The sequence below is a fragment of the Actinomycetospora chiangmaiensis DSM 45062 genome (assembly GCF_000379625.1).
GTDB lineage: Bacteria > Actinomycetota > Actinomycetes > Mycobacteriales > Pseudonocardiaceae > Actinomycetospora > Actinomycetospora chiangmaiensis.
The window spans coordinates 60,990-83,725 of sequence record NZ_KB903220.1 but is presented as its reverse complement, the minus strand read 5'-3'; the positions used below and the strand labels follow the sequence as shown (position 1 = coordinate 83,725).

20 protein-coding genes are annotated in these 22,736 nt (G+C 76.1%); 4 read left to right on the top strand and 16 right to left on the bottom strand.

Features of this window, described 5'->3' with window-relative positions:
* Nucleotides 1-33 precede the first annotated feature (33 nt).
* The 4 genes from A3CO_RS0108860 to hrcA are packed head-to-tail and all read right to left on the bottom strand — an operon-like array spanning nucleotide 34 to nucleotide 3,959.
* On the bottom strand, nucleotides 34-939 hold the full coding sequence (locus tag A3CO_RS0108860) for an alpha/beta hydrolase family protein (protein ID WP_018331889.1): 906 nt from the start codon (nucleotides 937-939) through the stop codon (nucleotides 34-36).
* Nucleotides 939-1,703 (bottom strand): 16S rRNA (uracil(1498)-N(3))-methyltransferase, encoded by a 765-nt coding sequence (locus A3CO_RS0108855; RefSeq protein WP_018331888.1) that lies wholly within the window; start codon nucleotides 1,701-1,703, stop codon nucleotides 939-941. Before A3CO_RS0108855 ends, A3CO_RS0108860 begins: the two co-directional genes overlap by 1 nt.
* Before the next feature lie 43 nt (nucleotides 1,704-1,746).
* The gene (gene dnaJ, locus A3CO_RS0108850) at nucleotides 1,747-2,901 is read right to left on the bottom strand and encodes a molecular chaperone DnaJ (protein ID WP_018331887.1); all 1,155 of its coding nucleotides are present in this window, start codon (nucleotides 2,899-2,901) and stop codon (nucleotides 1,747-1,749) included.
* Nucleotides 2,902-2,939: 38 nt separating this feature from the next.
* Nucleotides 2,940-3,959, bottom strand: a complete 1,020-nt coding sequence (hrcA, locus tag A3CO_RS0108845; protein WP_018331886.1) for a heat-inducible transcriptional repressor HrcA — start codon at nucleotides 3,957-3,959, stop codon at nucleotides 2,940-2,942.
* A 152-nt stretch (nucleotides 3,960-4,111) separates the two neighbouring features.
* On the opposite strand from hrcA, the gene A3CO_RS38635 reads away from it, so the two are divergent.
* The gene (locus tag A3CO_RS38635) at nucleotides 4,112-4,438 is read left to right on the top strand and encodes a hypothetical protein (RefSeq protein ID WP_211214426.1); all 327 of its coding nucleotides are present in this window, start codon (nucleotides 4,112-4,114) and stop codon (nucleotides 4,436-4,438) included.
* 12 nt (nucleotides 4,439-4,450) lie between these two features.
* On the opposite strand, the gene A3CO_RS31035 is transcribed toward A3CO_RS38635, so the two are convergent.
* The 3 genes from A3CO_RS31035 to A3CO_RS0108830 form a co-directional block, all read right to left on the bottom strand.
* Nucleotides 4,451-6,007 carry a dynamin family protein gene (locus A3CO_RS31035; RefSeq protein ID WP_018331885.1) on the bottom strand — a complete coding sequence of 519 codons (1,557 nt, stop codon included), beginning with the start codon at nucleotides 6,005-6,007 and terminating at the stop codon, nucleotides 4,451-4,453.
* Nucleotides 6,004-7,983 carry a dynamin family protein gene (locus tag A3CO_RS38630; protein WP_018331884.1) on the bottom strand — a complete coding sequence of 660 codons (1,980 nt, stop codon included), beginning with the start codon at nucleotides 7,981-7,983 and terminating at the stop codon, nucleotides 6,004-6,006. The genes A3CO_RS31035 and A3CO_RS38630 overlap by 4 nt, the downstream gene beginning before the upstream one ends.
* A gap of 251 nt (nucleotides 7,984-8,234) precedes the next feature.
* Nucleotides 8,235-9,182, bottom strand: coding sequence for an IniB N-terminal domain-containing protein (locus A3CO_RS0108830; RefSeq protein ID WP_018331883.1), 948 nt, complete (start codon nucleotides 9,180-9,182; stop codon nucleotides 8,235-8,237).
* Between the two features lie 312 nt (nucleotides 9,183-9,494).
* Between A3CO_RS0108830 and A3CO_RS0108825 the strand changes: the two genes are divergently transcribed.
* Both A3CO_RS0108825 and A3CO_RS31025 read left to right on the top strand, forming a co-directional pair.
* Entirely contained in the window at nucleotides 9,495-11,654 is a 2,160-nt protein-coding gene (locus A3CO_RS0108825; RefSeq protein ID WP_018331882.1) for an Hsp70 family protein, read from the top strand.
* Entirely contained in the window at nucleotides 11,651-13,189 is a 1,539-nt protein-coding gene (locus A3CO_RS31025; RefSeq protein ID WP_018331881.1) for a helix-turn-helix domain-containing protein, read from the top strand. The genes A3CO_RS0108825 and A3CO_RS31025 overlap by 4 nt, the downstream gene beginning before the upstream one ends.
* Nucleotides 13,190-13,438: 249 nt before the next feature.
* Here A3CO_RS31025 and A3CO_RS35535 read toward each other — a convergent pair whose 3' ends face one another.
* The 5 genes from A3CO_RS35535 to A3CO_RS0108795 form a co-directional block, all read right to left on the bottom strand.
* Nucleotides 13,439-13,903: a MarR family winged helix-turn-helix transcriptional regulator gene (locus A3CO_RS35535; RefSeq protein ID WP_157647252.1), complete on the bottom strand. Its 465-nt coding sequence runs from the start codon at nucleotides 13,901-13,903 to the stop codon at nucleotides 13,439-13,441.
* 150 nt (nucleotides 13,904-14,053) lie between these two features.
* On the bottom strand, nucleotides 14,054-16,432 hold the full coding sequence (locus A3CO_RS0108810) for a xanthine dehydrogenase family protein molybdopterin-binding subunit (RefSeq protein ID WP_026204414.1): 2,379 nt from the start codon (nucleotides 16,430-16,432) through the stop codon (nucleotides 14,054-14,056).
* 87 nt (nucleotides 16,433-16,519) lie between these two features.
* Nucleotides 16,520-17,272, bottom strand: coding sequence for an SIR2 family NAD-dependent protein deacylase (locus tag A3CO_RS0108805; protein ID WP_018331878.1), 753 nt, complete (start codon nucleotides 17,270-17,272; stop codon nucleotides 16,520-16,522).
* A gap of 12 nt (nucleotides 17,273-17,284) precedes the next feature.
* A complete protein-coding gene (locus A3CO_RS0108800) occupies nucleotides 17,285-17,938 on the bottom strand; it encodes an alpha/beta fold hydrolase (protein ID WP_018331877.1) in 654 nt (217 codons plus the stop codon).
* Nucleotides 17,935-18,792 carry an aldo/keto reductase gene (locus A3CO_RS0108795; protein WP_018331876.1) on the bottom strand — a complete coding sequence of 286 codons (858 nt, stop codon included), beginning with the start codon at nucleotides 18,790-18,792 and terminating at the stop codon, nucleotides 17,935-17,937. The genes A3CO_RS0108800 and A3CO_RS0108795 overlap by 4 nt, the downstream gene beginning before the upstream one ends.
* An 84-nt stretch (nucleotides 18,793-18,876) precedes the next feature.
* Here A3CO_RS0108795 and A3CO_RS0108790 point away from each other — a divergent pair, with 84 nt between their 5' ends.
* A complete protein-coding gene (locus A3CO_RS0108790; protein WP_018331875.1) occupies nucleotides 18,877-19,461 on the top strand; it encodes a TetR/AcrR family transcriptional regulator in 585 nt (194 codons plus the stop codon).
* 3 nt (nucleotides 19,462-19,464) lie between these two features.
* Here the strand turns inward: A3CO_RS0108790 and A3CO_RS31015 are convergent, their stop codons facing one another.
* The 4 genes from A3CO_RS31015 to A3CO_RS0108770 all read right to left on the bottom strand — a co-directional run bounded on the left by A3CO_RS31015 (nucleotide 19,465) and on the right by A3CO_RS0108770 (nucleotide 22,719).
* Nucleotides 19,465-20,490 carry a class I SAM-dependent methyltransferase gene (locus tag A3CO_RS31015; protein WP_018331874.1) on the bottom strand — a complete coding sequence of 342 codons (1,026 nt, stop codon included), beginning with the start codon at nucleotides 20,488-20,490 and terminating at the stop codon, nucleotides 19,465-19,467.
* An 81-nt stretch (nucleotides 20,491-20,571) separates the two neighbouring features.
* A complete protein-coding gene (locus A3CO_RS0108780; RefSeq protein ID WP_018331873.1) occupies nucleotides 20,572-21,222 on the bottom strand; it encodes a class I SAM-dependent DNA methyltransferase in 651 nt (216 codons plus the stop codon).
* 41 nt (nucleotides 21,223-21,263) lie between these two features.
* Nucleotides 21,264-21,842 (bottom strand): HAD-IA family hydrolase, encoded by a 579-nt coding sequence (locus A3CO_RS0108775; RefSeq protein ID WP_018331872.1) that lies wholly within the window; start codon nucleotides 21,840-21,842, stop codon nucleotides 21,264-21,266.
* A gap of 40 nt (nucleotides 21,843-21,882) precedes the next feature.
* Entirely contained in the window at nucleotides 21,883-22,719 is an 837-nt protein-coding gene (locus tag A3CO_RS0108770; RefSeq protein ID WP_018331871.1) for a LysR family transcriptional regulator, read from the bottom strand.
* Between the last annotated feature and the right edge of the window lie 17 nt (nucleotides 22,720-22,736).

Genomic DNA, 22,736 nt, shown 5'->3' with positions numbered 1-22,736 from the left:
ACGCTACACCCGTCGCCGCCCCGCGCGAGCCGTTTACCGGAGCAGCCCCAGCACCTCGTCGCGGATCGTCCGCCACGCGGGCGTGGCCGGATCGATGAGCTGGAAGTGGTCGACGCCCGGCAGCTCCACCAGCCGCGCCTGGCCGCGCACCGCGGTGGCCGCCGCGACGTAGCGGCGGGACTGGTCGATCGGGACGGTGTCGTCCGCGGTGCCGTGCACGGCGACGACCGGGCACGACGCCGGCACCAGCGCGGTCGGGGAGGCGACGGCGTAGCGGGCGGCCTGGCCGATCGGGTCGCCGCCGAGCAGGTCCACCACGGCGCCGCCGCCGAGGCCCTGCTGGGCCGCGGCGACGAGGTCGAGCACCCCGGCCTGGGAGACGACGCCCTTCGGCACGACCACCGGGTCCGCGCCGGGCGCGGGCGCCTGCAGCCGGGTCCGCGACGCGGCCCACGCCGCGAGCTGCCCGCCCGCGGAGTGGCCGAGGAGCACGACGGAGCGCAGGTCGAGGTCGCGGCCGGCGCGGCGGGCCGCGTCCCGGCCCTGGTTCGCCAGCAGGTCGACCGCGGCCGCGACGTCGTCGAGGGTCTGCGGGAACCCGCCGCCGTCCCCGACGCGCCGGTACTCGACGTTCAGGGCCGCGACGTCGGCGTTCGTGAGGTCCACCGCGAGCGGGGTCCCCAGCTCCAGGCCGTACGCGGAGCGCCAGTAGCCGCCGTGGATCACGACGACGACGGGGAGCGGCCCCTCCGCCCCCTCCCCCGGGTCCCCGGGCGGGAGGTGGAGCACCGCGTACTGCGACGGGTCGGGGCCGTAGCGCAGCGGCACCGGCTCCGGCGTCCCCGGTCGCGGGGCGGGGGTGGTGCCGGCGGGGCTCGTCGAGCACGCGGCGAGCAGCCCCGTGAGACCGAGCGCTGCGAGCAGGCTCCGGCGGGCCATCACGCCTCCCACCGTCCGGTCCGCACACCCAGCGCGCCGAGCGCGACGGCCGCCGCGGTCGAGGTGCGCAGCACGTCCGGGCCGAGGCGCACCGGCGTCGCGCCCGCGGCCACCAGCCGTGCGGTCTCCGCGTCCGTGACCCCGCCCTCCGGCCCCACGAGCAGCACGACCTCCCCGCCCAGTTCCACGTCCGCCACCGACACCTCCGCCGTCGCCTCCAGCAGCAGTCCCGTGGCACCTTCGAGGCGCTGCGCCAGCTGGTTCGTCGTCAGGGGTTCGGACACCTCCGGGACCCACGCCCGCCGCGACTGCTTCGCCGCCTCGGTGACGCTCGAGCGCCACCTCGCCAGCTGCTTCGCCCCGCGCGGTCCGTCGTCCCAGCGGGTCACGCAGCGTTCGGCGCGCCACGGGATCACCGCGTCGATCCCCGCCTCGGTGGCGGTCTCGACGGCGAGCTCCCCGCGGTCGCCCTTCGCCAGCGCCTGCGCCAGGACCAACCGCGTTCCCGACGGCGGGTCGGTGCGGGTCTCGAGGACCTCCGCGGTCACCCGGCCCTTCCCGACCGCCGTGACCTCCGCGCGCGCCCGGGTCCCGGCCCCGTCGCCGACGAGGATCACCTCGCCGGGCGCCACGCGCTTCACGTCCGCGGCGTGCCGGCCCTCGGGCCCGTCGAGGGTGACCGTCGCACCCGTCGTCGGGACCGCCTCGACGAGGAACAGCGCCGGGCGGGTCCAGTCCGCCCGACGATGGGGCGCTACTGCCACGGGACGACAGCTACGACTCGTTGCTGCCAGCAGAGGGAGGGCGTCACCGACCGCGCCCCGCCGCCTTGCGCCGGCCGAACAGCCCGTTGCGTGCCTGGCCCGCGTACTCGGGCTGCTCCTCGCCGCGCAGCGACGCGAGTTCGCGCAGCAGCTCGGTCTGGCGGGCGTCGAGCTTCTCCGGCACGGCCACGTCGAGGTGCACGAGCAGGTCGCCGCGGCCGTCGGTGCGCCCGGACGAGCGTAGCCGCGGCATGCCCTTGCCGCGCAGCGTGTGCACGGTGCCGGGCTGCGTGCCGGGGTCGACGTGGAGCTCCTCGTCGCCCTCGAGCGTGCGCTGGCGCAGCGTGGTGCCGAGCGCGGCCGCGGTCATCGGGAGCGAGACGTGGCAGTGGAGGTCCACGCCGTCGCGCTCGAAGTAGTCGTGCGGGGCCTCCGTGACCTCGACGTACAGGTTGCCGGCCGGACCGCCGCCGGGCCCGACCTCGCCCTGCCCGGCCATGCGGATCCGCATCCCGTCGCCGACGCCCGGGGGCACCTGGACGGTGACCGTGCGACGCGCGCGCACCCGGCCGTCGCCGCCGCACTGTTGGCAGGGGTTCGGGATGATCTCGCCGAGCCCCCGGCAGACCGGGCACGGGCGCGCCGTGACGACCTGCCCGATAAAGGACCGCTGCACGTTCTGGATCTCGCCGCGACCGCCGCAGGTGTCGCAGGGGACGGGGTGCGAGCCTGCCTCCGCGCCGCCGCCCTGGCAGCGCTCGCAGAGCACGGCGGTGTCGACCGTGAGCTCACGGGCCACGCCGGCGGCGCACTCCTCGAGGGTGAGGTCGATGCGGATCAGCGCGTCCTCGCCGGGCTGCACGCGCCCGCGCGGACCGCGCCCGCCACCGCCGCCGGCCGCGCCGAAGAACGCGTCCATGATGTCGCCGAGCCCACCGAAGCCGGCCCCGCCGAACCCGCTGCCGCCGAAGCCGCCGGCGCCCGCCGTTGCGTTGGGGTCGCCGCCGAGGTCGACGATGCGGCGCTTCTCGGGGTCGGAGAGCACCTCGTAGGCGCTCTTGACCTGTTGGAAGCGCTCCGCGGCGTCGGGGTTGACGTCGGGGTGGAGCTCGCGGGCGAGCTTCCGGTACGCCCGGCGGATCTCCGCGTCGTCGGCCTCCCGGCTGACGCCGAGGATGTCGTAGTAGTCCGTGGCCACGCTGGTGTGTCGTCCTTGTCCTGAGGGGAGCGTTCCGGTCAGCGTCCGCCGACGATCTCGCCGACGTACCGCGCGACGGCCCGCACCGCCGCGATCGTGCTGGGGTAGTCCATCCGGGTCGGCCCGACGACGCCCATGCCGCCGAGCGCCGGTGCGGAGACCGGGCCGTAGCCGATGGAGATCGTCGAGGTGGCGAATAGGTCCTCGGCCTCGTTCTCCTCACCGATGCGCACCGTGACCTGGGCGGGGTCGCTCGACGCGGCGAGCAGGCGCAGCACCACCACCTGTTCCTCGAGCGCCTCCAGCACCCCGCGCAGCGAGGCGGCGTCGGCGCCCTGCCGGGCGAGGTTGGCGGTGCCGCCGAGCACGAGGCGCTCCTCGGGGTGCTCGACCAGCGCCTCGACCAGCACCGCGCTCACGGTGGACACGACCGTCCGCAGATCCGCCGCCTCCTCCGGCAGGCTCGCGACCGCCGCCGCGGCCGTCGTCAGGGGCTTCCCGACGAGGGCCTGGTTCAACATCGTGCGCAGCCGCGCGACGTCGTCGTCGGAGAGCACGTCGCCGAGGTCGACCACCCGCTGGTCGACCCGCCCGGTGTCGGTGATCAGCACCAGCATCAGCCGGGCCGGCGTAAGGCTCACGACCTCGAGGTGGCGCACCGTCGACCGCGTCAGCGTCGGGTACTGGACCACCGCGACCTGCCGCGTCAGCTGGGCGAGCAGCCGCACGCTGCGCCGCAGCACGTCGTCGAGGTCGACCGCGCCGTCGAGGAACGTCGCGATCGCCTTCCGCTCGGCGGCCGAGAGCGGCTTGACCTGCGAGAGGCGGTCGACGAACAGGCGGTAGCCCTTGTCGGTGGGGATCCGGCCGGCGCTGGTGTGCGGCTGGATGATGTAGCCCTCGTCCTCCAGGGCGGCCATGTCGTTGCGGACCGTCGCGCTGGAGACGCCCAGGTTGTGCCGGTCGACGATGCCCTTGCTGCCCACGGGTTCGTTGGTGGCGACGAAGTCCGCGACGATGGCGCGCAGGACGGCGATCCGGCGTTCCTCGGCGTTCATCTCGTCGACCTCCCCACGTGTTTGAGAACCCGACACTCCATCGTAGGCGAGACATCGGGCCGGGGTGGGACGGCCGTGAGCGGGGTCGGCTCAGGATCCTTCCCGGCGCCGGGTCGGCCCATCGACGCTTCTCCGCAGCCTTTGAGTACGCTTTGGCAGAAACGACGGGCAGTCGTCCACGCCAAAGGACTCTCAATGCACGACGTCGACTCGTCGCTCTCGGACCCGCGGTTGCCTACCACCGGCAATCGAGCAGCGAGATCGACCGCAAGGTCGTCGATCACGTCCGGGAGTACGAGACGATCAACAGCGCCACGATCCAGAGGATCTTCGACGTCGATGTCTACCGGGCGCGCGACATCCTGCGGGATTTCGTCGGACGGGAGATTCTCGTCCGCATCTCGACGCAGACCCGTGGCCCCAAGGTGAAGTACGGGCCGGGCGCACAATTCCCCGCCCGTCAGGGACGACGTCGATGAGATCGACCCGGGTCAGCCCACCCCGACCGCCACGGGACGCGGGAGCTCGACGAGCAGCCCCTCCAGCGAGCGGACGACGACCTGCGCGGTCTCGACGGCGTCGGGGTCGGCGAGCGGGTTGTCGGCGTGCCCGCGCCAGCGGCCGAGCGCGGCGAGGGCGACGGCCCGCAGCTCGCCGGGGCCCGTCTCGGCGGCGACGCCGAGCCGGGCGGGCGCCGACGCCCCCTGGTCGCCGAGGAGGCGCTCGGCCTCCTCGGTCAGCGCGGCCCCGGCCCGTCCGGGCACCTCGAGCGGGCGACGGCGCAGCCGGGTGAGGACGTCCAGCTCGACGATCTCGTGGGCCCCCGTCCGCACCCGCTCCACGTGCTCGGTGAGTGAGGCGAGTGCGGCGGGCGCGGCCGGCGGCAGGGTCCGCGGGACCGGGGACGGCCGCGGGGGGACCACCCCCGTCGTCGGGACCTCCGCGCGGGCCCGGGCGAGGAACCGGTCGACGGCGAGCAGGGCCGACCGGGCCTGGAAGACGTCGCGGCGGGCGAGGAAGCGCTGCTCGAGGATGTCGCGCAGCTCGTCGAGGCCGCTGCGGCGCGCGAGCTCGACGGCGAGGGCGGCCGAGTCGTCGACGCCGCGGCGCAGCAACGAGGTGGCCAGCCGGACGCCGAACAGGCCGAACCGGTCGAGGAGCGCGAGGCGGGTCCCCGACGGCAGCACCCCACGGGCCGCCACGAACCGGTCGGCCGTGAGCAGCTGCGCGTCGAGCTCGGCGCGGTCGAGGCGGGCGAGGGTCCGCAGCGACGTGAACTCCACTCCGCGCAGCGTCCGGGCGGTCTCGGCGACCAGGCCCGCGACGGTCGTCGTCGTGGCGCACCAGGGCCGGAGCGCGGGGTCGGTGCGGTAGCGGCGGGCGACCTGCTGGGCGGCCATCACCGCGTCCACCCGGCCGCCCCCGACCTCGTCGGCACGCGACAGCACCACGAGCGTGCCCGCGGCCCCGACGTTCTCCGCGACGCGGTCGCCGTAGGACTCGAGGAAGGCGACGTCGGGTTCGTGCAGGTGGCGCACGAGGTGCACGACGCAGTCGACGACGTCCTCGGACAGCTCGCCCCAGACGCTGCGGGTCACCGCCGAGTCGACGCCGGGGGTGTCGATGAGGGTGACGTCGCGCAGGTGCTGGGTGGGCCAGTCGACGTGCAGCGCGGCGACGCGGGCCAGGTCGAGGCGCTCGGTCTCGATGACCAGCGAGCCGCGCCGGTGGAGGGCGGGCAGCTCGACGGGGTCGTCGTCGCGGGGCGCGCCGCGGTAGGTCACCCCGATGCGGGGGCTGGGCCCGTCGGCGTAGTGCGTGGTGACGCGGGTGCACTCCCCCACGCCCGTCGGCGCGATCTGCTCGCCGACCAGGGCGTTGAGCAGCGTCGACTTGCCGGTCTTGATCGAGCCGGCGAGGGCCATGCGCAGCGGGCCACCCAACCGGGCGCGGTGCGCGGTGAGGGCGCCGACGACGTGCGGGTCGGCGGCGAACACGGTGAGCGCGTGGTCGAGGACCCCGCGCGTCTCGTCGAGGAGTCGGCTCATCGCACACCGCCGGCGGTCAGCTCGCGGTCGTGGGAGGCCCTCGTGGCCCGAGGGCTCCCCCCACGCGCGAGGGTGGCGACGAACGACGCCCGGCAGGCCGCGACCCGCCCGGCGAGCAGCTCCACGCGGGCGAGCTCGGCGGTGACGTCGCGGAGCCGCCGTTCCCGCCGACCGCTCTCGATCTCCTGGGCCGCGGCGGCCGCGGTCACGGCGTCGGCGACGGAGCGGGCGAGCGACTCGGCCTGCGCGGTGAAGTGGTCGCGCAGCGTGCGCTGGACGTCGCGCAGCAGATCCCGGGACCGCTTGCTCGCGAGGTGCAGCACCTCGTCGCCGTGGCGTCGGACCGCCTGCTTGGCCTCCGCCCGCCGTCGTTGCAGGGCGCGCTTGCGCTCGTCGCGGATGGTCTTCGACCCGAGCAGCACACCGGCCCCCACCGAGAACGGGTTGATCAGGGCGAGGCCGGACAGCGTGGTCACCATCCCGACCATGAGCACCCCGCCGTAGGACCCCCGCATCCCGACGACGAACCCGTTGGCCCAGCCGATCCGCTCCAGCTCGGGCAGCTCGATGCCCGGCACGTCGGGCAGCTCGGCCCGCACGACCATCCCGCCGGGCATGGTCTGCTCCGTCGGGGACTCCGGGGGCGAGGGCGCCACGAGGGCGGTCGCGGCCGGGGCGCCGGGCAGCTGCGAGCGCACCGAGTCGCCGGAGAGCGCGAAGTGCTCGGCGACCCGCTCCGCCAACCGCCACGTGCGCTCCCCGGCCCAGATGAACGTCGTCGTGACCGCCTCCGAGATCTCGTCGGTGAACCAGGGCGCGAAGGTCTCCCACGACGACGCCGGGTCGGCCGCGTCGAGCGCCTCCTCCCCGGCGCGGACGACATGGCGGATCCGGTCGCGCAGGTCCCAGTCGATGTCGGAGACCAGGTCGGCGACCCCGTCGGCCAGCGTCTGCTGCCAGCGGGCGCTGCGTTCCTTGAGCTCGGCGGCGCGGGCGCGGGCGGCCGTGAGCTCGCGGGCCAGCTCGGCGGCGCGGGCCGGGTCCTCGAGCCCGATCCGTTCGGCCTCGAGGGCCGCGGCGAACTCGGTGACCGCCTCGGCGACCTGGTCGAGCACGGCGACGGCGTGCCGGGCGCCCGCCGGGTCGGCGACCTCGGCGCGGAGCAGGTCCGCCAGCGCCGGCACGCCGGACTCGGCCAGCAGCCCGTCGTCGCCGAGCCGCCGGGCGTGCGCCGCGAGGGTCGACGACACCGGGACCACTCGGACGCGGCGGAGGTCGTGGGCCTGCAGGTGGTGCCGGTCGAGGTCGCGGACCTCCCGCCAGCGCGGGTGCAGGTCGACCTTGGTCAGCGCGACGACGACGGTGGCGCACTGCCGGTCCGCCGCCCGCAGGAGCGCCAGCTCCGGGGCGGTCAGCTCCCGCGACGCGTCGGTCACGACGACGACGGCGTGCGCGGCCGGGAAGCCCGCCCGCACCGCGAGGCCGCGGGCCGAGCGCAGCCCGCCCTCCCCCGGCATGTCGACGAGGACGAGCCCGTCGGCGACGAGTCCCTCGGGGAGCTCGACCTCGGCGTGGTCCCAGCCGTCGGTCCGTCCCGTGACGGCGGCCGTGAGTTCGTTCGCGGTGACCCGCCGTCGGACCTCGGTCCCCTCCTCGCCCGCGCCGACGAGCACCGCCGCCGGCTCCGGGCCGTGCCGGACCACGGTCGGCAGTCGCGTGGCCACGTCGTCGTGCGCGGGGCAGACGACCGCTCCTGCGAGCTCCGAGACCAGCGCGCTCTTGCCCTGCTTGAAGTCCCCGACGACGAGGACCCGCGCCCCCGGGTCCGCCAGGCGGTCCGCCGCCGCGTCGAGGTCGGCCGCGAGGTCGGGGCGCCCGTACGCCGCGGCCGCCCGCACGGCCAGCGCGGTGACCGCCCGTGCCTCGTCCCGGTCGGGACCGGCCGTCACGGTCGCCCCGGTGTCCTGCCCCTCCACGTCGCCCCCCGCGTCGGTCCGGCCCCCGCTCCGTCTGATCGAACCAACACGTTGGCCCGTTCGGCCGACTCTAACGCCCGGCCTCGACGGGGCCGGGGCGACGCGGGCGCCTCGGACGGTGGACACGCAGGACAGCCGGGGCCCCTGACGTGGCGGGGCCCCGGCTGCCGGTCGGGTCGCGGCGGGCGCGGTCGCCACGACCCGTCCCGGGGGCGGGGTGCGGGGGGCAGCCCCCGGGACGTCGTGCCCGATCAGGCGTGGTGCTCGACCAGGGCGTGGTCGTGCGCGGCCAGGGTGTCGGCCGCGGCGGTGTGCGCCGCGTCCTCGTGGGCGAACAGCGGCGAGGCCTCGCGCTCGGCGGCGGTCTGGTCGCCGGCACCGGTGTTGGTGTTGGTGTGCTGCGAGTTGTCGGCGTTGTTGCTGTCGGTCTGGCTGTTGTCGGTCTGGGTCACCGTGGTGGTCGGCGTCTCGGTGTGGGTCGCCGCGGCGTTGCTGGCGGCCGCGCCCGAGCCGAAGTTCGTCGCCGAGTTGTCGGCGCCACCGGTCGCGGCGCCCTGCAGCGAGACCGCGCCACCGTGGTCGACGCCGATCGAGCCGCCGACGCTCGAGGCGTTGCCGCCCCCGAAGGCCGCGGTGCCGCTGCCGTTGGCCTGCGAGCCGTTGTCGGCGGCCGACGAGCCCGCGCCGGTCGCGACCGGGGACGTGATGGCGCCGCCCGCGGCCACCGCACCGGCGCCGGAGGCGACGGGCTGGTTCAGCGTGGTGGTCACGTCGCCGTTGGCGCGGATGTTCTGCTCGAGGTTGGTCTCGAGGTTCGTGTCGTGCGAGTCGTACGCGTAGTTGTTGGTGACGTACTGCAGCTGCTGGATGACCTTGTCGACCTCCGGGGCGTGCGACGGGAGGACGGGGCCGGGGATCCAGTGGTGCTCGTCGTGGCCGTGGTGGTAGTCCTCGCCGACGACCGCGACGGCCGAGGCGGAGGCGGCGCGGACGTCGTCGTCGTACCGGGCGGCGACGGCGGCGGGCGCGTGGTCCATGACCAGCGGCAGCGCGTCACGCACGTCGGCGAAGCACATCCCGTCCAGGCCGGCCGCGGTGAGCGTGGCCTGGGGGTCGGCGTCGAACGCCGCCTGGGTCTGCGGGTCGCGCAGCAGGTCGAGCAGGAACTGCAGCAGGGTCTTGGCCTCGGTCGCCGGCATCGTGCACTCCAGGGTTGCTCCTTCCGGACCTCTCTGATCCGGCGTTGGGAGCAACGTTAGGAATCCGGGGCGCCGCTGCCATCGGTGTTCCGCCCGCGAACCCGATCCGGGGAGGAGGGGGATCCGACCACCCCCCGGCCGGTCACACCCCCGGGGTCCCGTTCACCCCACCAGCCCCACCGTTCACCCGACTCTCGACGCCCACTCGGGTGGCGCGCCTCAACCGTGACTCTTCTTCCTCCGATTGGCGCAGTATGTTGCGCTTGACGGGGGAGCGCCGGTATGCGGTCAACCGAGTGATGGGGGAATACGGTGGGTTACGACCTCGGGGTCGACCTGGGCAGCACGACCGTGGTCGCGGCGGTCCTGCGTGACGGCGAGGCCCGCACGGCGGCCGTCGGCCTCGGCGCCGACGGGTCGCCGATCATGCCCGCGACCGCCCACCGCGGCAGTGACGGGGTGGTGCGCACGGGCACCGAGGCGGAGCGACGGGCCGCCCTCGAACCCGACCGGGCCGTCCGCGACGTCTCGGCGCGCCTCGGCGACGACGTCCCCCTGATCGTGGGCGACGAGCCCTGGCGCGCGGACGACGTGGCCGCCGAGATCGTGCTCGCCGCCGTGCGGCGGGTCGCGTCCCTCGAGGGCGGCGCGGCGCGCTCGCTCGCGGTCACCCGTCCCGCCGGGTGGGGCACCCACCGCGAGCGCACGCTGCGCCGGGCGCTCGTCCGGGTCGGGCTCGGGCACGCCGTGCTCGTCGCGGAGTCCCGGGCGGCCGTGCTTGCCGCGTCGACCTTCGGCGGCCTGCGCGCCGGCCGGGTCGCCGCCGTGTACGACCTCGGCGGTCGCCGCTTCCGCGCCGCCGTCGTCCGTCGTGGCGCCCGCGGTGTCGTCGCCGCCGGCACCGACGGCGGCACGGCCGGCCCGGGGACGACCACCACCGAGGTGCTCGCCGACTCCGGCGCCCCGGTCCGCGCGGGCGGCACCGACGTGGACGGCGCCGTGCTCGCCCTCGTCCGCGAGGAGCTCGGCGAGCCGTTCGACACCGCGATCGCGGCCCTCGACGACAACGCCTCCCGCCACGCCCTGGCGGCGCTGCAGCGGTCGGCCCGCCGCGCCAAGGAACGGCTGTCGGCGGAGACCGAGGCGTCGGTGCGGGTGACGGTCGGTCCCCTCGACACGACCGTCCGCATCACGCGCGCCGACCTCGAAACCCGGATCACGCCGCTCGTCGCGGCCACCGTCGACACCTTCGCCGGCACCCTCGAGGCCGCCGGGGTCACGCCCGACCAGGTCGTGCTCGTCGGCGGCTCGTCCCGCATCCCGCTGGTCGCGCGCCTGCTCGCGGAGGAGCTCGGCCGCCCGGTGCACCCCGAGCTCGATCCGGTCACGGTCGTCGCCGAGGGTGCGGCCCTCGCCGCGGCCGGCCACGCGGCCGCCCGTCGTCAGGAGGCCCTGACCGGCTCGGCCTCCGGCTCCTTCCCGACGCCGGGTCGGGGCGAGTTCGCCGCCGCGGCCGCGGACGTGCGGGAACGGCGCCGGGTCGAGGCCGAGCGCCGGGCGACCACTCCCTCGGCGACCACTCCCTCGGTGCCCGCGGCGTCCACGGCGTCCACGGCGCCCGCAGCGCCCGCAGCGTCTGCGGCGTTCCCGGCGCCCGCGAACCGGCACAGTGCCGTCGGGGCGGCCATCACCGCCGGCGCCGCGCTCGGCGCGTCCGCCGCCCGTCGTCGTGCCGTGGATCCGACGCCGGACGAGCGGGCCGACGACGTCCGGGAGCCCGCCCGCTCTGGGTCGACCGCCCTGCTGGAGCGGCCCCGCACCGTCGGCGACGACGTGCCCCGCCCGCCCGTCGCCACGGCGGCCGCCCCGGTCGGCGAGCGCGCCCCGCAGGGTCCCCTGCGCCGTTACCGCGTCTGGATCGTGGTGGCGCTCGCCCTGCTCGTGCTCGCCGCAGTCGCCGTCATGGTGCCGATCCCCGGCCTCACCGCTACGCGCACGGCGACGACCACCTCCACCCCGACCTCGAGCGCGCCCACCCCGGCCGCCGCCCCGGCGGTCCCGCCGCTCGAGGCGCCGTCCGCCGAGCCGTCCTCGCCCGCGGCCGGGTCGTCCGCCGCGGCGCCACCGGCCGCCGCGACCGGCACGGAGCCGACGTCGTCCGCGGCCGGGAGCACCACGCGTCGTCCGGCGACGGCGACCCGCTCCTCCCGGACCCCGACCACACAGCTCCGACCCGCCGCACCGGCCGCCGGGGGCCCGGCGCCGGTCGCCGCCCCGCAGGCGGTGGCACCCGCCGCCGTCCCGGCGGCACCGGCCCCGTCCGCCCCGGTACCCGTGGCGCCGACCTCCCCCGCGTCCGACGGCACGAGCCCGGTCGCCCAGGCCCCGGCCGTCGCCCCGACCACCGCCGACACCCCGGTCGCCGCCGGTCCCGCCCCGACCGTCACCCCGACCACCGGGACGGCCTCGTGACCGGCCCGGAGGACGCCTCCGACGGTGCCGCCGCGGCGCGCGCGGCCCTCGCCGGGGACTCCGACACGGCGCTGCGCCTGGCCGACGTCGCGCTACGCACCCAGGACGGGCCGGACCGCCTGCTCGGCGCGCGGGTCCTCGCCGCGGTGCTGCCCCAGCGCGGGCTGCTCGCCCGGGCCGCCGAGGTGCACCGATGGCTCGCCCGGCAGGGGGCGGGGACGCCCGACGCGGTGGTCGCCCTGCTCGGCACGGGCGCACTCGCCGAGGCGCGCGGCGCGCTCGCCCCGGCGGCCGACGTCCTGCCCGGGCTGCGCGACGGCGCCGACGCGCTGACGGCCGAGGGACTGCTCGCCTCGGTCGACGGGCGCGACGGCACGGCGGGGACCTCCCTCTCGCTGCTGGTCCGCGCGACGACCGCGCTCGCCGCCACCGGGGAGCAGGCGCCCGCCGCCGACTCCCCCGCCGCCCTCGGCGCCCTGCTCGCCCTGCACCGCGGCGAACCCGAGCTCGCCGAACCGCTGCTCGACCTCGCCGTCGACGCCGACCTCGGCGGCCCCGCGCTGCGCCGCCGCCACGTCCTGCTGCGCGCGTGGTCGGCGATGCTGCGCGACGACGAGGCCGCGGCCCGCGCCGCGCTGGCCGTCGCCGACGACCTCCCGGGCGCCCCCGAGCCGCGCGACGCGCTCGTCACCGTGGCCTGCGAGGTCGCCCTCGCCCGCCGCGCCGGGGACACCCGCCGCCTGCTCGACCTCTGGTCCCGGGCCCGGCAGGCCCTGCTCCGCCACCCGGTCGACCTGTACTGCCTGCTGCCGGTCGGCGAGCTCGCGATCGCCGCCGCCCGCCTCGGCGAGAGCCGCTGGGTGCACCCGCATCTCGCCGAGGCGACCGCACTCCTCGCCGGCCTCGGTGACCCGCCGTCCTGGTCGACCGCCTGGCACTGGGCGCGGCTGCACGCCGCGATCACCGCCGACGACCACGTCACCGCCCGCGCCCACGCGGCCGCCCTCGAGGACGCCGCGCAGGCCAACGACCGCGCCGTCGCCCCGGCCCGCGCCGCCCGCGTGTGGCTCGCGGTGCTGGCCGGGGAGGTCGACGCGGACGCGGTGACCGCGACCGCGACCGCCCTCCGCGCGGTCGGCCTCGGCTGGGACGGCGCCCGCCTCGCCGGCGAGGCCGCCATCCGCACCACCGACCGCGCCGACTCCGCGGCCCTCCTCGCCTGCGCCCGCGCCCTCCAGGCCGGGCGCGTGCCCACCGCTCCCGCCGCCGAGCCCGTCCCCGACGCCGGGGCCTCCCGGGCCGCCGCGGTCACCCGCGCCCGCCGCGAGGCCACGTCGACATCCCTCACCGACCGCGAACGCGACATCGCCGAGCTCGTCCTCGAGGGCCTCACCTACCGCGAGATCGCGGGCCGGCTCTTCCTCTCGACGAAGACCGTCGAGCACCACGTCGCCCGCATCCGCCGTCGTCTGGGCTCGGAGAGCCGGGCGGAGCTGTTCAGCGAACTGAAGGTGCTGGTCGGCACCGCTCCGTAATCGGCGCCGCCACCACCGTCACCCGCCCCTGCCGAGCACGCCCGAGAACCGGTGCCGTCAGCACCGGTTCTGCGGCAACGCCCCCGAGAGTCCGATCCTCCGGAACCCACCCCTCGAAACCGGTGCCGCCCGCACCGGTCCTGCGGCACGCGGCCGGAACTCCCGGCCCTCCGCGACCCACCCCGCGAAACCGGTGCCAGCGGCACCGGTTCTGCGGCACGTCGCCGGGACCTGGGTCACGCACGGTCGTCAGTCGATCACGGGCGGTACCTTCTGGCGTTGCCGGTGACGGCGGCGCGGCGTCAGCCGGACACCGGAGTCCTGGGCCGCCCGGAACAGGCACGCGCTCAGGATGCGCATGATCGCCGCGGCCCCGGCGAGCTCACGTCGGCGGTGCAGGCCCGCCTCCGACGCCGCGCTCGCCATCGCCGCCCGCACCACGAAGCGCAACTGCTCCGCGGCGTCGTCGCGTTCCTGATGCGGCACGAGGGCGACGACGACCCGCTGCGCGTGGTGGTCGTCGTCCATGCGGACGACGTGTCCCTCCCGCTCCAGGCGACGAAGCATCCGGGACAGGCCGCTGCGGGTGAGCCCGGTGCGGTCGGCGAGCAGATCCGTCGTGAGGGGGCCCTGCCGCCGGAGCAGGTCGAGGCAGGCCAGTTCGTGCACCGTCAGGTCCAGCCGTGCGGCCGTGAGCAGGCGCAGGCGGTTCACCACCGGCACCAGATCGTCGAGGACGAACCCCGCGAGTTCGTCGCCCGCCTCGCGCCACGCGTGGTAACGGGCGAGGTGCCCGGGCTCGTCCGTACCCGGCAGCCTGACCGAACGGCCCCGTCGTCGGGGGCCGTTCGGTCCAGGTCGTCCTCAGACGTCGACCGACGCCGCCTCCGGGTCGCCCGAGGCGCCGCCGCGGACCGGCAGCGTCGCGAAGACGGCCGGCGGCTCGGACCAGGGGTCGGCGAGCGTGCCGGCCTCGGCGTCGCGGATGGTGTGCCACACCCGGTCCGGGGTGAGCGGCATGTCGACGTGGCGCACACCGAGGTGGGCGAGCGCGTCGACGACGGCGTTCTGCACCGCCGGGGTCGACCCGATCGTCGCCGCTTCGCCGATCCCCTTCGCCCCGAGCGGGTTGTACGGGGTCGGCGTCTCGGTCGACGCGGCCTCGAACGTCGGCAGCTCCGCGGCGGTCGGCAGCAGGTAGGCGGCGAAGGAGCCGGTCACGGGGTTGCCGTCGGCGTCGTAGGAGAAGCCCTCCCACAGTGCCTGGGAGATGCCCTGGACCAGCCCGCCGTGCTGCTGGCCGGCGACGAGCGTCGGGTTCAGCACGCGCCCGCAGTCGTCGACCGCGATGTGCCGGACCGGCGTGACCCGCCCCGTGTCGAGGTCGACCTCGACGACGCTGACGTGCGCGCCGAACGGGTAGGTCGCGCCGGGCTGCGACTCGTCGCGCGCCTCGGCGAGCGACACGCCCTGCTCGTGTGCGGCCGCGGCGACCTCGGCCCAGCCCAGCGACCGCCCGGGGACCCCCGCGACCCCGACCGACCCGTCGTCGAGAACCGCGATGTCCTCCGGCGCGGCCTCGAAGACCGACGCGACCACCTCGCGGGCGCGGGACAGCACGGTGTCGGCGGCGACGAGCACGCTGGACCCGGCGAGCTGCAGCGACCGCGACCCACCGGTGCCGCCGCCGTGCGGGACGACCGCGGTGTCGGACTGCACGAAGCGGATCCGGTCCATCGGGATGCCGAGTCGGTCGGACACGATCATGGCGAACGACGTCGCGCGGCCCTGCCCGTGCCCGGAGGTGCCGACGGCGATCGTCGCCCCGCCGTCGTCGTCGACCGAGACCTTGCCGTACTCCTGCGCGGCGCCGCCGGCGGTGACCTCGACGTAGACCGCGAGGCCGATCCCGAGCACCACGCGGTCGCCCCGGTCCCGACGACGGGTCTGCTCGGCCCGGAGCTCCTCGTACCCGGCGAGGCGCAACGCCTCGTCGAGCGGCTTGACGTAGTCGCCGGAGTCGTAGAGCGAGCCGGTGACGGTCGTGTAGGGGAACTGGTCGGGGGCGAGGAAGTTCCGGCGGCGGAGCTCGGCCGGGTCGAGGTCGAGCTCGGCGGCCGCCATGTCGACCATCCGCTCGAGCATCGCCGCGGCCTCCGGGCGACCCGCGCCGCGGAAGGCGCCCATCGGCGTCGTCGTGGTGAGCGCGACCGCGGCGCCGTAGGAGATCGTCGGGATGCGGTAGACGCCCTGGGCCATGTTGCGGGTCGGGCCGAGCGCGAGGGCGCCGCCGAACCCGGCGTAGGCGCCGGCGTCGCCGACCACCCGGGCGCGCAGGCCGACGATCGTGCCGTCGCGACGCAGCCCCAGCTCGGCGTACTGCACCTGGCCGCGGCCGTGGGGCATCGCGGTGAGGTTCTCGCTGCGGGTCTCGGTCCAGGTCACGGGGCGTCCGAGGCGCCGGGCGAGCTCGATGACGACCGCGTGCTCCGGCGCGAGACCGGCCTTGCCGCCGAAGCCGCCGCCGACGTGCGGGGCGACGACGCGCACCCGCTCGGGCTCCCAGCCCCACTGCGTCGCGACCTGGTTGCGCAGCCCGTGCGGCATCTGGGTCGAGACGTGGATGGTCGTGTCGTAGGTGCCGTCGCCGGGCTCGGCCGTGACGGAGTTGCCCTCCATCGGCGCGACGGCGAGGCGCTGGTTGACGATGCGCGCGCGGACGACGACCTCGGCGTCGGCGAGCGGGTCGACGTCGTCGGGGTCGCGCATCCCGGCCGCGAGGTTGGAACCGAGCTCCTCGAACTGCAGCGGCGCACCGGCGGCGAGGGCGGCCTCGGGGTCGACGACGGCCTCGAGCGGGTCGTAGTCCACCTCGACCAGCTCGGCGGCGTCGACGGCCTCGGCCTTCGTCGTCGCGACCACCGCGGCCACCATGTCGCCGACGAAGCGGACCTTGCCGCGGGCGAGCAGCGGGCGGGCGCAGGCGTCGTTGAGGACCATGAAGGGCCGGTGGTCGGGCAGGTCGACGAGGTCGTCCGCCGTCAGGACCGCGACGACGCCGGGCGCCTCACGCGCCTTGTCGACCGCCACGTCCTCGAGCCGCGCGTGCGCGAGCGGCGAGCGGACGAACACGACGTGCAGCGCGCCGGGCGGGACGATGTTGTCGACGTAGGTGGCGCGACCGCGGATCAGCTCCGGGTCCTCGACGCGGCGGACGGCGGTTCCGAGTATGGATCCTGGCACCACACGACCGTAGGACTTCGAGTGCGCTCGAACGCAAGGTGCCTTCGGCCCGTGAGCACTTTCCGTGGCTGGAGCCACGGAAAGTGCTCACAAGCGAAGCACCTCGGGAAGCACCTCGGAGATGCCGCCGCGGAGCACCACCGAGGCGACGTCGTCGTACGGCGTCGGCTCGGCGTTCACGATGATCACCTCGGCCCCGACCTGGGCGGCGACGCCGACCAGGCCGGCCGCCGGGTGCACGCCGAGGGACGTGCCGATCGCGAGGAAGCGGTCGCAGGCGAGCGCGGCGTCGCGGGCCCGGGTGAGCACGTCGACGTCGAGCATCTCGCCGAACATGATCGTCGTCGCCTTGAGGACGCCGCCGCAGCGCTCGCACGTCGGGTCGTCGTCGCCGGCGCGGACCCGCTCCAGCGCGTCCGCCATCGGCGCGACCGCCCCGCAGGTCAGGCACACCGTCCCGTGGTTCGACCCGTGCAGCTCCGCGACCAGCGACGCCGACGACCCGGCCTTCTGGTGCAGCCCGTCGATGTTCTGCGTCAGCAGCGCGAGCAGCTTGCCCGAGCGCTCCAGCGCCACGAGCGCCTCGTGCGCGGGCCCGGGGACGGCCGTGAACATGGGGTGGTCGACCCGGTCGCGCCACGCCTCGCGCCGGACCTCGGGGTCGGCGCGGTAGTTGTCGTAGTTCCAGATCAGCTCGGCCGCGGGGTTCTTCGTCCACACGCCCTGCGGGCCGCGGAAGTCCGGGATGCCGGAGTCGGTCGAGATCCCGGCCCCGGTCAGCACGGTCACCCGCTGCGCGCCGGCGATCAGCTCCCGCGCCCGCTCGATGTCGTCCGCCATGTTTCCACCGTGTCACGCGCGCAGGGCCGTGGCGACCGCGGCCGGGTGCGACAGCGCGACCAGGTGCCCGCCCGGCAGCACCTCTGCCTCGACGCCGGCCCGTTCCCGCGCGAGCCGCGCCACGAACGGCAGCGGGAAGAGCCGGTCGTCCCGAGCGGCGAGCACGCGGGTGGGGACGTCGGGCCACGCCTCGAGCGGGTACGGCGCGTCGAACAGCGCGGCCGCGGGCCACGACGGGTCGGGCGGCTCGACGAGGACCTCGGGCGGCACGTCGTGCAGGAACGTCACGTCCACGTCGAACCCCGGCCCCGGCACGACGGCGGCCGGGTCGAGTCCCTGCCGGAGCGCCGCCTCGGCCGCGGCCGCCGCGTGCCCGGTCCGCTCCCACCACGACCCGGCCGTCTCCCCCGGCGCCGGGACCATCGGCGCCAGCAGCACCGCACCCGCCGTCGGGAAGCGGGCGGCCGCGAGAGCGACGACGAAGGCGCCCATCGACTGCCCGACGAGGACCGCCGGCTCGTCGGTGCGGACCGCGTCGAGGCACTCCTCCCAGGTCGTGGCCTCGGGTGGCAGCTCGACCGCCACCGCGTCGGGCAGGAGCGGGAGCACCTGCGACCAGTACGCCGCGCCGCCGCCGGAACCGTGGACGAGGACGAACCGGGTCACGCGTCGAGTGTCGCGAGGTCCTCCGCCGTGAGCGACACCGACCCCGCCGCGACGTTCTCCTCGAGGTGCTCGACCGACCGCGTCCCCGGGATCACCATCGCCTCCGGCGAGCGCGTGAGCACCCAGGCGAGCCCGACCTGCGACGGCGTCGCGCCGGTCCGCTCCGCCACGGACCGCACCGCCGGCAGCGAGGTCACCTGCGTCTGCCCCGGCCACCCCCCGCCGAGCGGGAAGTAGGGCATCCAGGCGATGCCGTGCTCGCGGCAGAGGTCGAGCACGGCCTCCGAGCTGCGGTCGACCAGCGAGTAGGCGTTCTGCACGCACACGACGCCGACCGGGAGCGCGTGTCGCAGCTGGTCCGCCGACACGTGCGAGAGCCCGACCGCGCCGATCTTTCCCTCGTCGCGCAGGGCGGTCATGACGGCGAGCTGGTCGTCGAGGTCCACCACCTGCTCGCCCTCGGCCACGAGCCCGGGCGCCGCGTCGGCCCGCCGGAGGTTCACGACGTCGAGCCGCTCCGCGCCGAGCGAGCGCAGGTTCGCCTCGACCTGGGCGCGGAGCTGATCCGGGCGCTGGGCGAGACGCAGCGGGATCTCGCCCGTCGCCGGTTCGGCTCCGACCTTCGTGACCACGACGACGTCGTCGTACGGCGCGAGTGCCGCACGGATGCGGCGGTTCACCACGCCGTCGCCGTAGAACTCGGCGGTGTCGACGTGGTCCACCCCCAGCTCGCGGGCGCGGCGCAGGACGGCGACCGGCCCGTCGTCGGGCCCCTCCTCCCGCAACTGCATCGCGCCGTACCCGACGCGGGCGACCTCGTGCTCCCCCAGCCTCGCGGTACCTCCGGGACGCATGGCTCCACCCCTCGTCGTGACCGATCCGGAGTAGCCTCCGGTTCCGAGGACGACGCTACCACTGAAACGGAGGTACCTCCGGATATGCCCCGCGCCGATGCCGCCCGCAACCGCGCCCGGCTGCTCGAGGCGGCCGCGGCCGCCTTCCTGGCCGGGGCGAGCGGAGCGACGGGGGATCGCAGCGGCGACCCGACGCTGGAGAAGATCGCGCGCGACGCCGGGGTCGGGATCGGCACGCTCTACCGGCACTTCCCGAGTCGCGAGGCGCTCGTCGAGGCCGTCTACCGCACGGAGCTCGAGTCGCTGTGCCGCGACGTCGACCCGGGCCCGCACGCCGCGACCGCACTGCGCGCCTGGCTGGACCGCTACGCCGAGTTCGTCCTCACCAAGCGCGGGATGGCCGACACCTTCCGCGCGATGGTCGCCGACGGCTCCCTGGCCTCGCCGCGGACGCGGGAGTCGGTCGACGCGGCGGTCGGGACCTTCCTGACGGCGGGTGCGGCCGATGGCTCCCTGCGCCCGGGCATCGAGGCCGACGACGTCGTGACCCTGCTGGTCGGCACGTTCGTGACGATGCAGGACGCCGACGACCGGGCCCGGGTGGGGCGGCTGCTCGACCTGGTGTGCTCCGCACTCGTGAGCACTAAGAGGGGCTATAGCCCCACTTAGTGCTCACGTGCGCGCAGCGCACATCACGGCCACCCGCCAGTCGAACCACGGCCCGGGCGGGGCGGCCGCGATCGCCCGCGCGAGGTGGTCGTCGAACAGGGCCGCGGCCACGGTCTCCCGCCGCTGCGGCTCCAGGGCGTGCAGCAGCGACGGGCCGAAGGACACCCGAATCGCCGCGGCGACGGCCTGCGCGTAGCCGGCGCCGCCGCTCTGCTGCCACAGCGGGTCGCCCAGGTCCACGTGCTCGAACCGCTCGAGCTCGAGGCCGAGGCCGTCGGAGAACGGGGCCCGCCACTCCGCCTCCGTGCGGTACCACGCGGGGATCACCATCGCGTCCCGCTCCGCGGCGGAGAGCACCCCGGCCTCGACGAGGGCCGCCAGACCACGGGCGACCTCGGCCATGACCGGCTCCGCGCCCGACCGCCGTGTGGGGCCGTCACCGTGCGCGCCACCGACGACGACCACGAGCCGCGCCCCGGGCAGCAGCTCGGCCGCCCTCGCCGTCAGGAACGCCGACCAGTCCGCCGCCGCGGCGCGCGTCCACGCCGCGGCCTGCCCCCCGGTCGCGACCGTCGGCCAGAACCCGTGCAGCGGCCCCGGGACCTCGCGCAGCCAGTGCACCGCGATCGAGCTCCACCCCAGACCCACCGAGCCCGCCGGGAGCAGCTGCTCGTAGAACGACCGGCCGATCGCCGCCGGGTGGATCCCGGGTCGCAGGTAACTCGCCGGGTCCTCGGCGAGGATGTGGAAGAGCGAGCTGAAGTCGTTGTCCGGCAGGTCGGTGTGGAACACGCGGACCGGCAGGCCCTCGCCGTGGACCTGCCGGAGGGTCTCGACGACGGCACCCACGGGCGCCAGCGAGTTCCGGCCCTCCGAGGCGCCGTAGTCGACGACGGTGACCGTCCCGTCGGGCCCGACCGGCGCCGTGCGCGCTGCGTCCCGCACCAGGTCCAGGGCGAACGTGGCCGACGCGGCCTGCGCCGACGCGTGGGCGTTGTAGTGCCCGCCGCCCTCCATCGCCGTCGTCATCGGCCGCCCCTTCCGTCACCGTCGACCCTGCTCACCGTGCCGCTTCGGGCCGCGGGAGGGAACGGCCTCACCCGAAGGTGTTCAGCGGCGCCGCGCGCACAGCACGGTCGTCGGTCCGATCGGGGGCTCGGCGGGCAGCCGGAGGTCGGCCACGACGTGCAGCCCGGCCGCCTCGAGCAGGGTCGTGAGCTGCTCGGGTCGCCACTGGTGGGTGGTCCACCGGACCGGGACCCCGCCGTAGGCCTCTGTCCGCTGCAGGTCCTCGTCACCGACGTGCGTCGCGACGATCAGCTGCCCGCCCGGCACGAGCGCCCGGGCGAACGACGCCAGGACCTCGGGCAGCACGTCGCGCGGCAGGTTGAACAGCGACCACCAGCCGAGGATGCCGCCGTACGACGCCTCGGCGAGATCGAGCTCGGTCGCGGACGCGACCCGGAAGGTGCACGCGGGGTGGCGGCGGCGGGCGTGCTCGATCATGCGCGGCGAGAGGTCCACCCCGGTGACGTCGAGACCTCGATCGGCCAGGTACGCCGTGACCAGACCGGGCCCGCACCCGACGTCGAGCACGGGTCCCCGACCGGCGACCGCCGAGGCGAACGCGTCGATCGACGCCTGCATCCAGGGGTGGGTCCGGATGTCACCCAGGCCCGTCGTCTCGACCATCTCGACGTAGGCGTCGGCGACGCGGTCGTAGGAGTCCCGGACGGTGTCGAGGTCCTCGGGGCGGCGCACGACCCCGCACCGTAGACGCCTGGGCAGGTACGGCGACCCGCTCACCGCCGCGCGCGCAGGACCTCCAGCGCGGCGTCCGGGCCCTCCCACACGTGCGCCGCCCAGCCGTGGGCGCGGGCGGCCTCGACGTTGCGGGGCCGGTCGTCGAAGAACACGCACTCCTCCGGCGTCGTGCCGTAGGCCCGGTCGGCCGCGGCGTAGATCGCCGGGTCGGGCTTCACGAGCGCGACCTCGGCCGAGAACAGCAACGTCTCGAACCCCTGCGACCACTCGGCGCCGCGCACGGTCTCGGCCAGGTGCGCCGGCGCGTTCGACAGCACCGCGGTCCGCTCCCCGTCCAGCGCCGCCAGGAACGCCGCGGACTCCGACGGCAGGTCGGCCCACTTCCGCGCGTCGATCGTGGTGAGTTCCGCGGCGTCGGCGGCGCTCACGGTGACGCCGAGCCGCTCCCCCACTGCGGTCCAGTACGCCAGGTCCGACCCGCCCAGGTCGAACGCCTCCCGCGCCGGTCCGTAGTAGACCGCCTCGAGCGCCGACCGGGACACGCCGAGCCGCTCCGCGACGGCCGCCATCACCTCGTCGGAACGCACGAGGACACCGCCGAGATCCAGGACGATCATGATCCGGAACCGTAGACCGACGCGGCGGTCCGCGCCGCGACTACGCCGACGTCAGCAGTTCCGCCAGGTCCGCCGCGCCCGGGACCGACCGGACGTGGACGTGCACGGTCCGGCCCAACGGCGGGTCGAGCGGCAGGACCACGACCCCCGTGGGCAACGGGTCGGGCAGCGCCAGGGCCGGGAGCACGCCCACCGTGATCCCCGCGGCCGCCATCGCCAGCACGGTCCCGACGTCGCGCACGACGTGCGCCGGCACCCACGACTCGCCGTGCGCGACGTAGCCGTCCGCCAGTTGCGGCCCGCACGTCCCACCCGGGTCGGCCACGCCCGCCTCCACGAGCGCCCGGAGCCCGACCGGGCCGCGCCCCACCAGCGGGTGCCGCGCCGGGAGCACCGCGAGGAACGCGTCCTCCCGCACCAGGTGGGCCGCCGCGCCGTCGAAGTGCTCGGGGCCCCACGTCGAGACCGCGAGGTCGACGGTCCCGGCCGCGAACCACGCCGCGAGCTCGTCGTCGTCGCCCTGCACCACCCACACCCGGCTCGGCACCCGCCGCACCACCGCCGGCACCAGCCGCACGGTGGCCGAGTGCACCGCGCCCACCCGCAGGTCGGCCTGCGTCCCGCGCTGCGCCAGCCCCGCCACCGCGTCGAGGTGGCCCCGGACGGCGCGCGCGTGCTCGGCGACCTCCCGCCCGGTCGCGGTCAGCGTCACGACCGGTCCCCGGTGCGCGACCGGCGCCCCCAGCCGCCGCTCCAGGGTGGCGACCGACCGGCTCACGGCCGACTGCGTCCGCCCCAGTGCCGCGGCCGCACGGGTAAAGCTGCCGTGCTCGGCCAGCGCGAGCACGGCGTCCAGCTGGGCCAGCGCGACGTCCATGAGTCCCCATCATGCCG

What these genes read in the sequence shown, in the direction of transcription:
- A3CO_RS0108770 (WP_018331871.1), bottom strand. Translation starts at nt 22,719, where the DNA reads ATGGACGTCGCGCTGGCCCAGCTGGACGCCGTGCTCGCGCTGGCCGAG.
- A3CO_RS0108860 (WP_018331889.1), bottom strand. Translation starts at nt 939, where the DNA reads ATGGCCCGCCGGAGCCTGCTCGCAGCGCTCGGTCTCACGGGGCTGCTC.
- A3CO_RS0108775 (WP_018331872.1), bottom strand. Translation starts at nt 21,842, where the DNA reads ATGATCGTCCTGGATCTCGGCGGTGTCCTCGTGCGTTCCGACGAGGTG.
- A3CO_RS31035 (WP_018331885.1), bottom strand. Translation starts at nt 6,007, where the DNA reads ATGAGCCGACTCCTCGACGAGACGCGCGGGGTCCTCGACCACGCGCTC.
- A3CO_RS0108805 (WP_018331878.1), bottom strand. Translation starts at nt 17,272, where the DNA reads ATGGCGGACGACATCGAGCGGGCGCGGGAGCTGATCGCCGGCGCGCAG.
- A3CO_RS31015 (WP_018331874.1), bottom strand. Translation starts at nt 20,490, where the DNA reads ATGACGACGGCGATGGAGGGCGGCGGGCACTACAACGCCCACGCGTCG.
- A3CO_RS0108790 (WP_018331875.1), top strand. Translation starts at nt 18,877, where the DNA reads ATGCCCCGCGCCGATGCCGCCCGCAACCGCGCCCGGCTGCTCGAGGCG.
- A3CO_RS0108830 (WP_018331883.1), bottom strand. Translation starts at nt 9,182, where the DNA reads ATGCCGGCGACCGAGGCCAAGACCCTGCTGCAGTTCCTGCTCGACCTG.
- A3CO_RS0108795 (WP_018331876.1), bottom strand. Translation starts at nt 18,792, where the DNA reads ATGCGTCCCGGAGGTACCGCGAGGCTGGGGGAGCACGAGGTCGCCCGC.
- hrcA (WP_018331886.1), bottom strand. Translation starts at nt 3,959, where the DNA reads ATGAACGCCGAGGAACGCCGGATCGCCGTCCTGCGCGCCATCGTCGCG.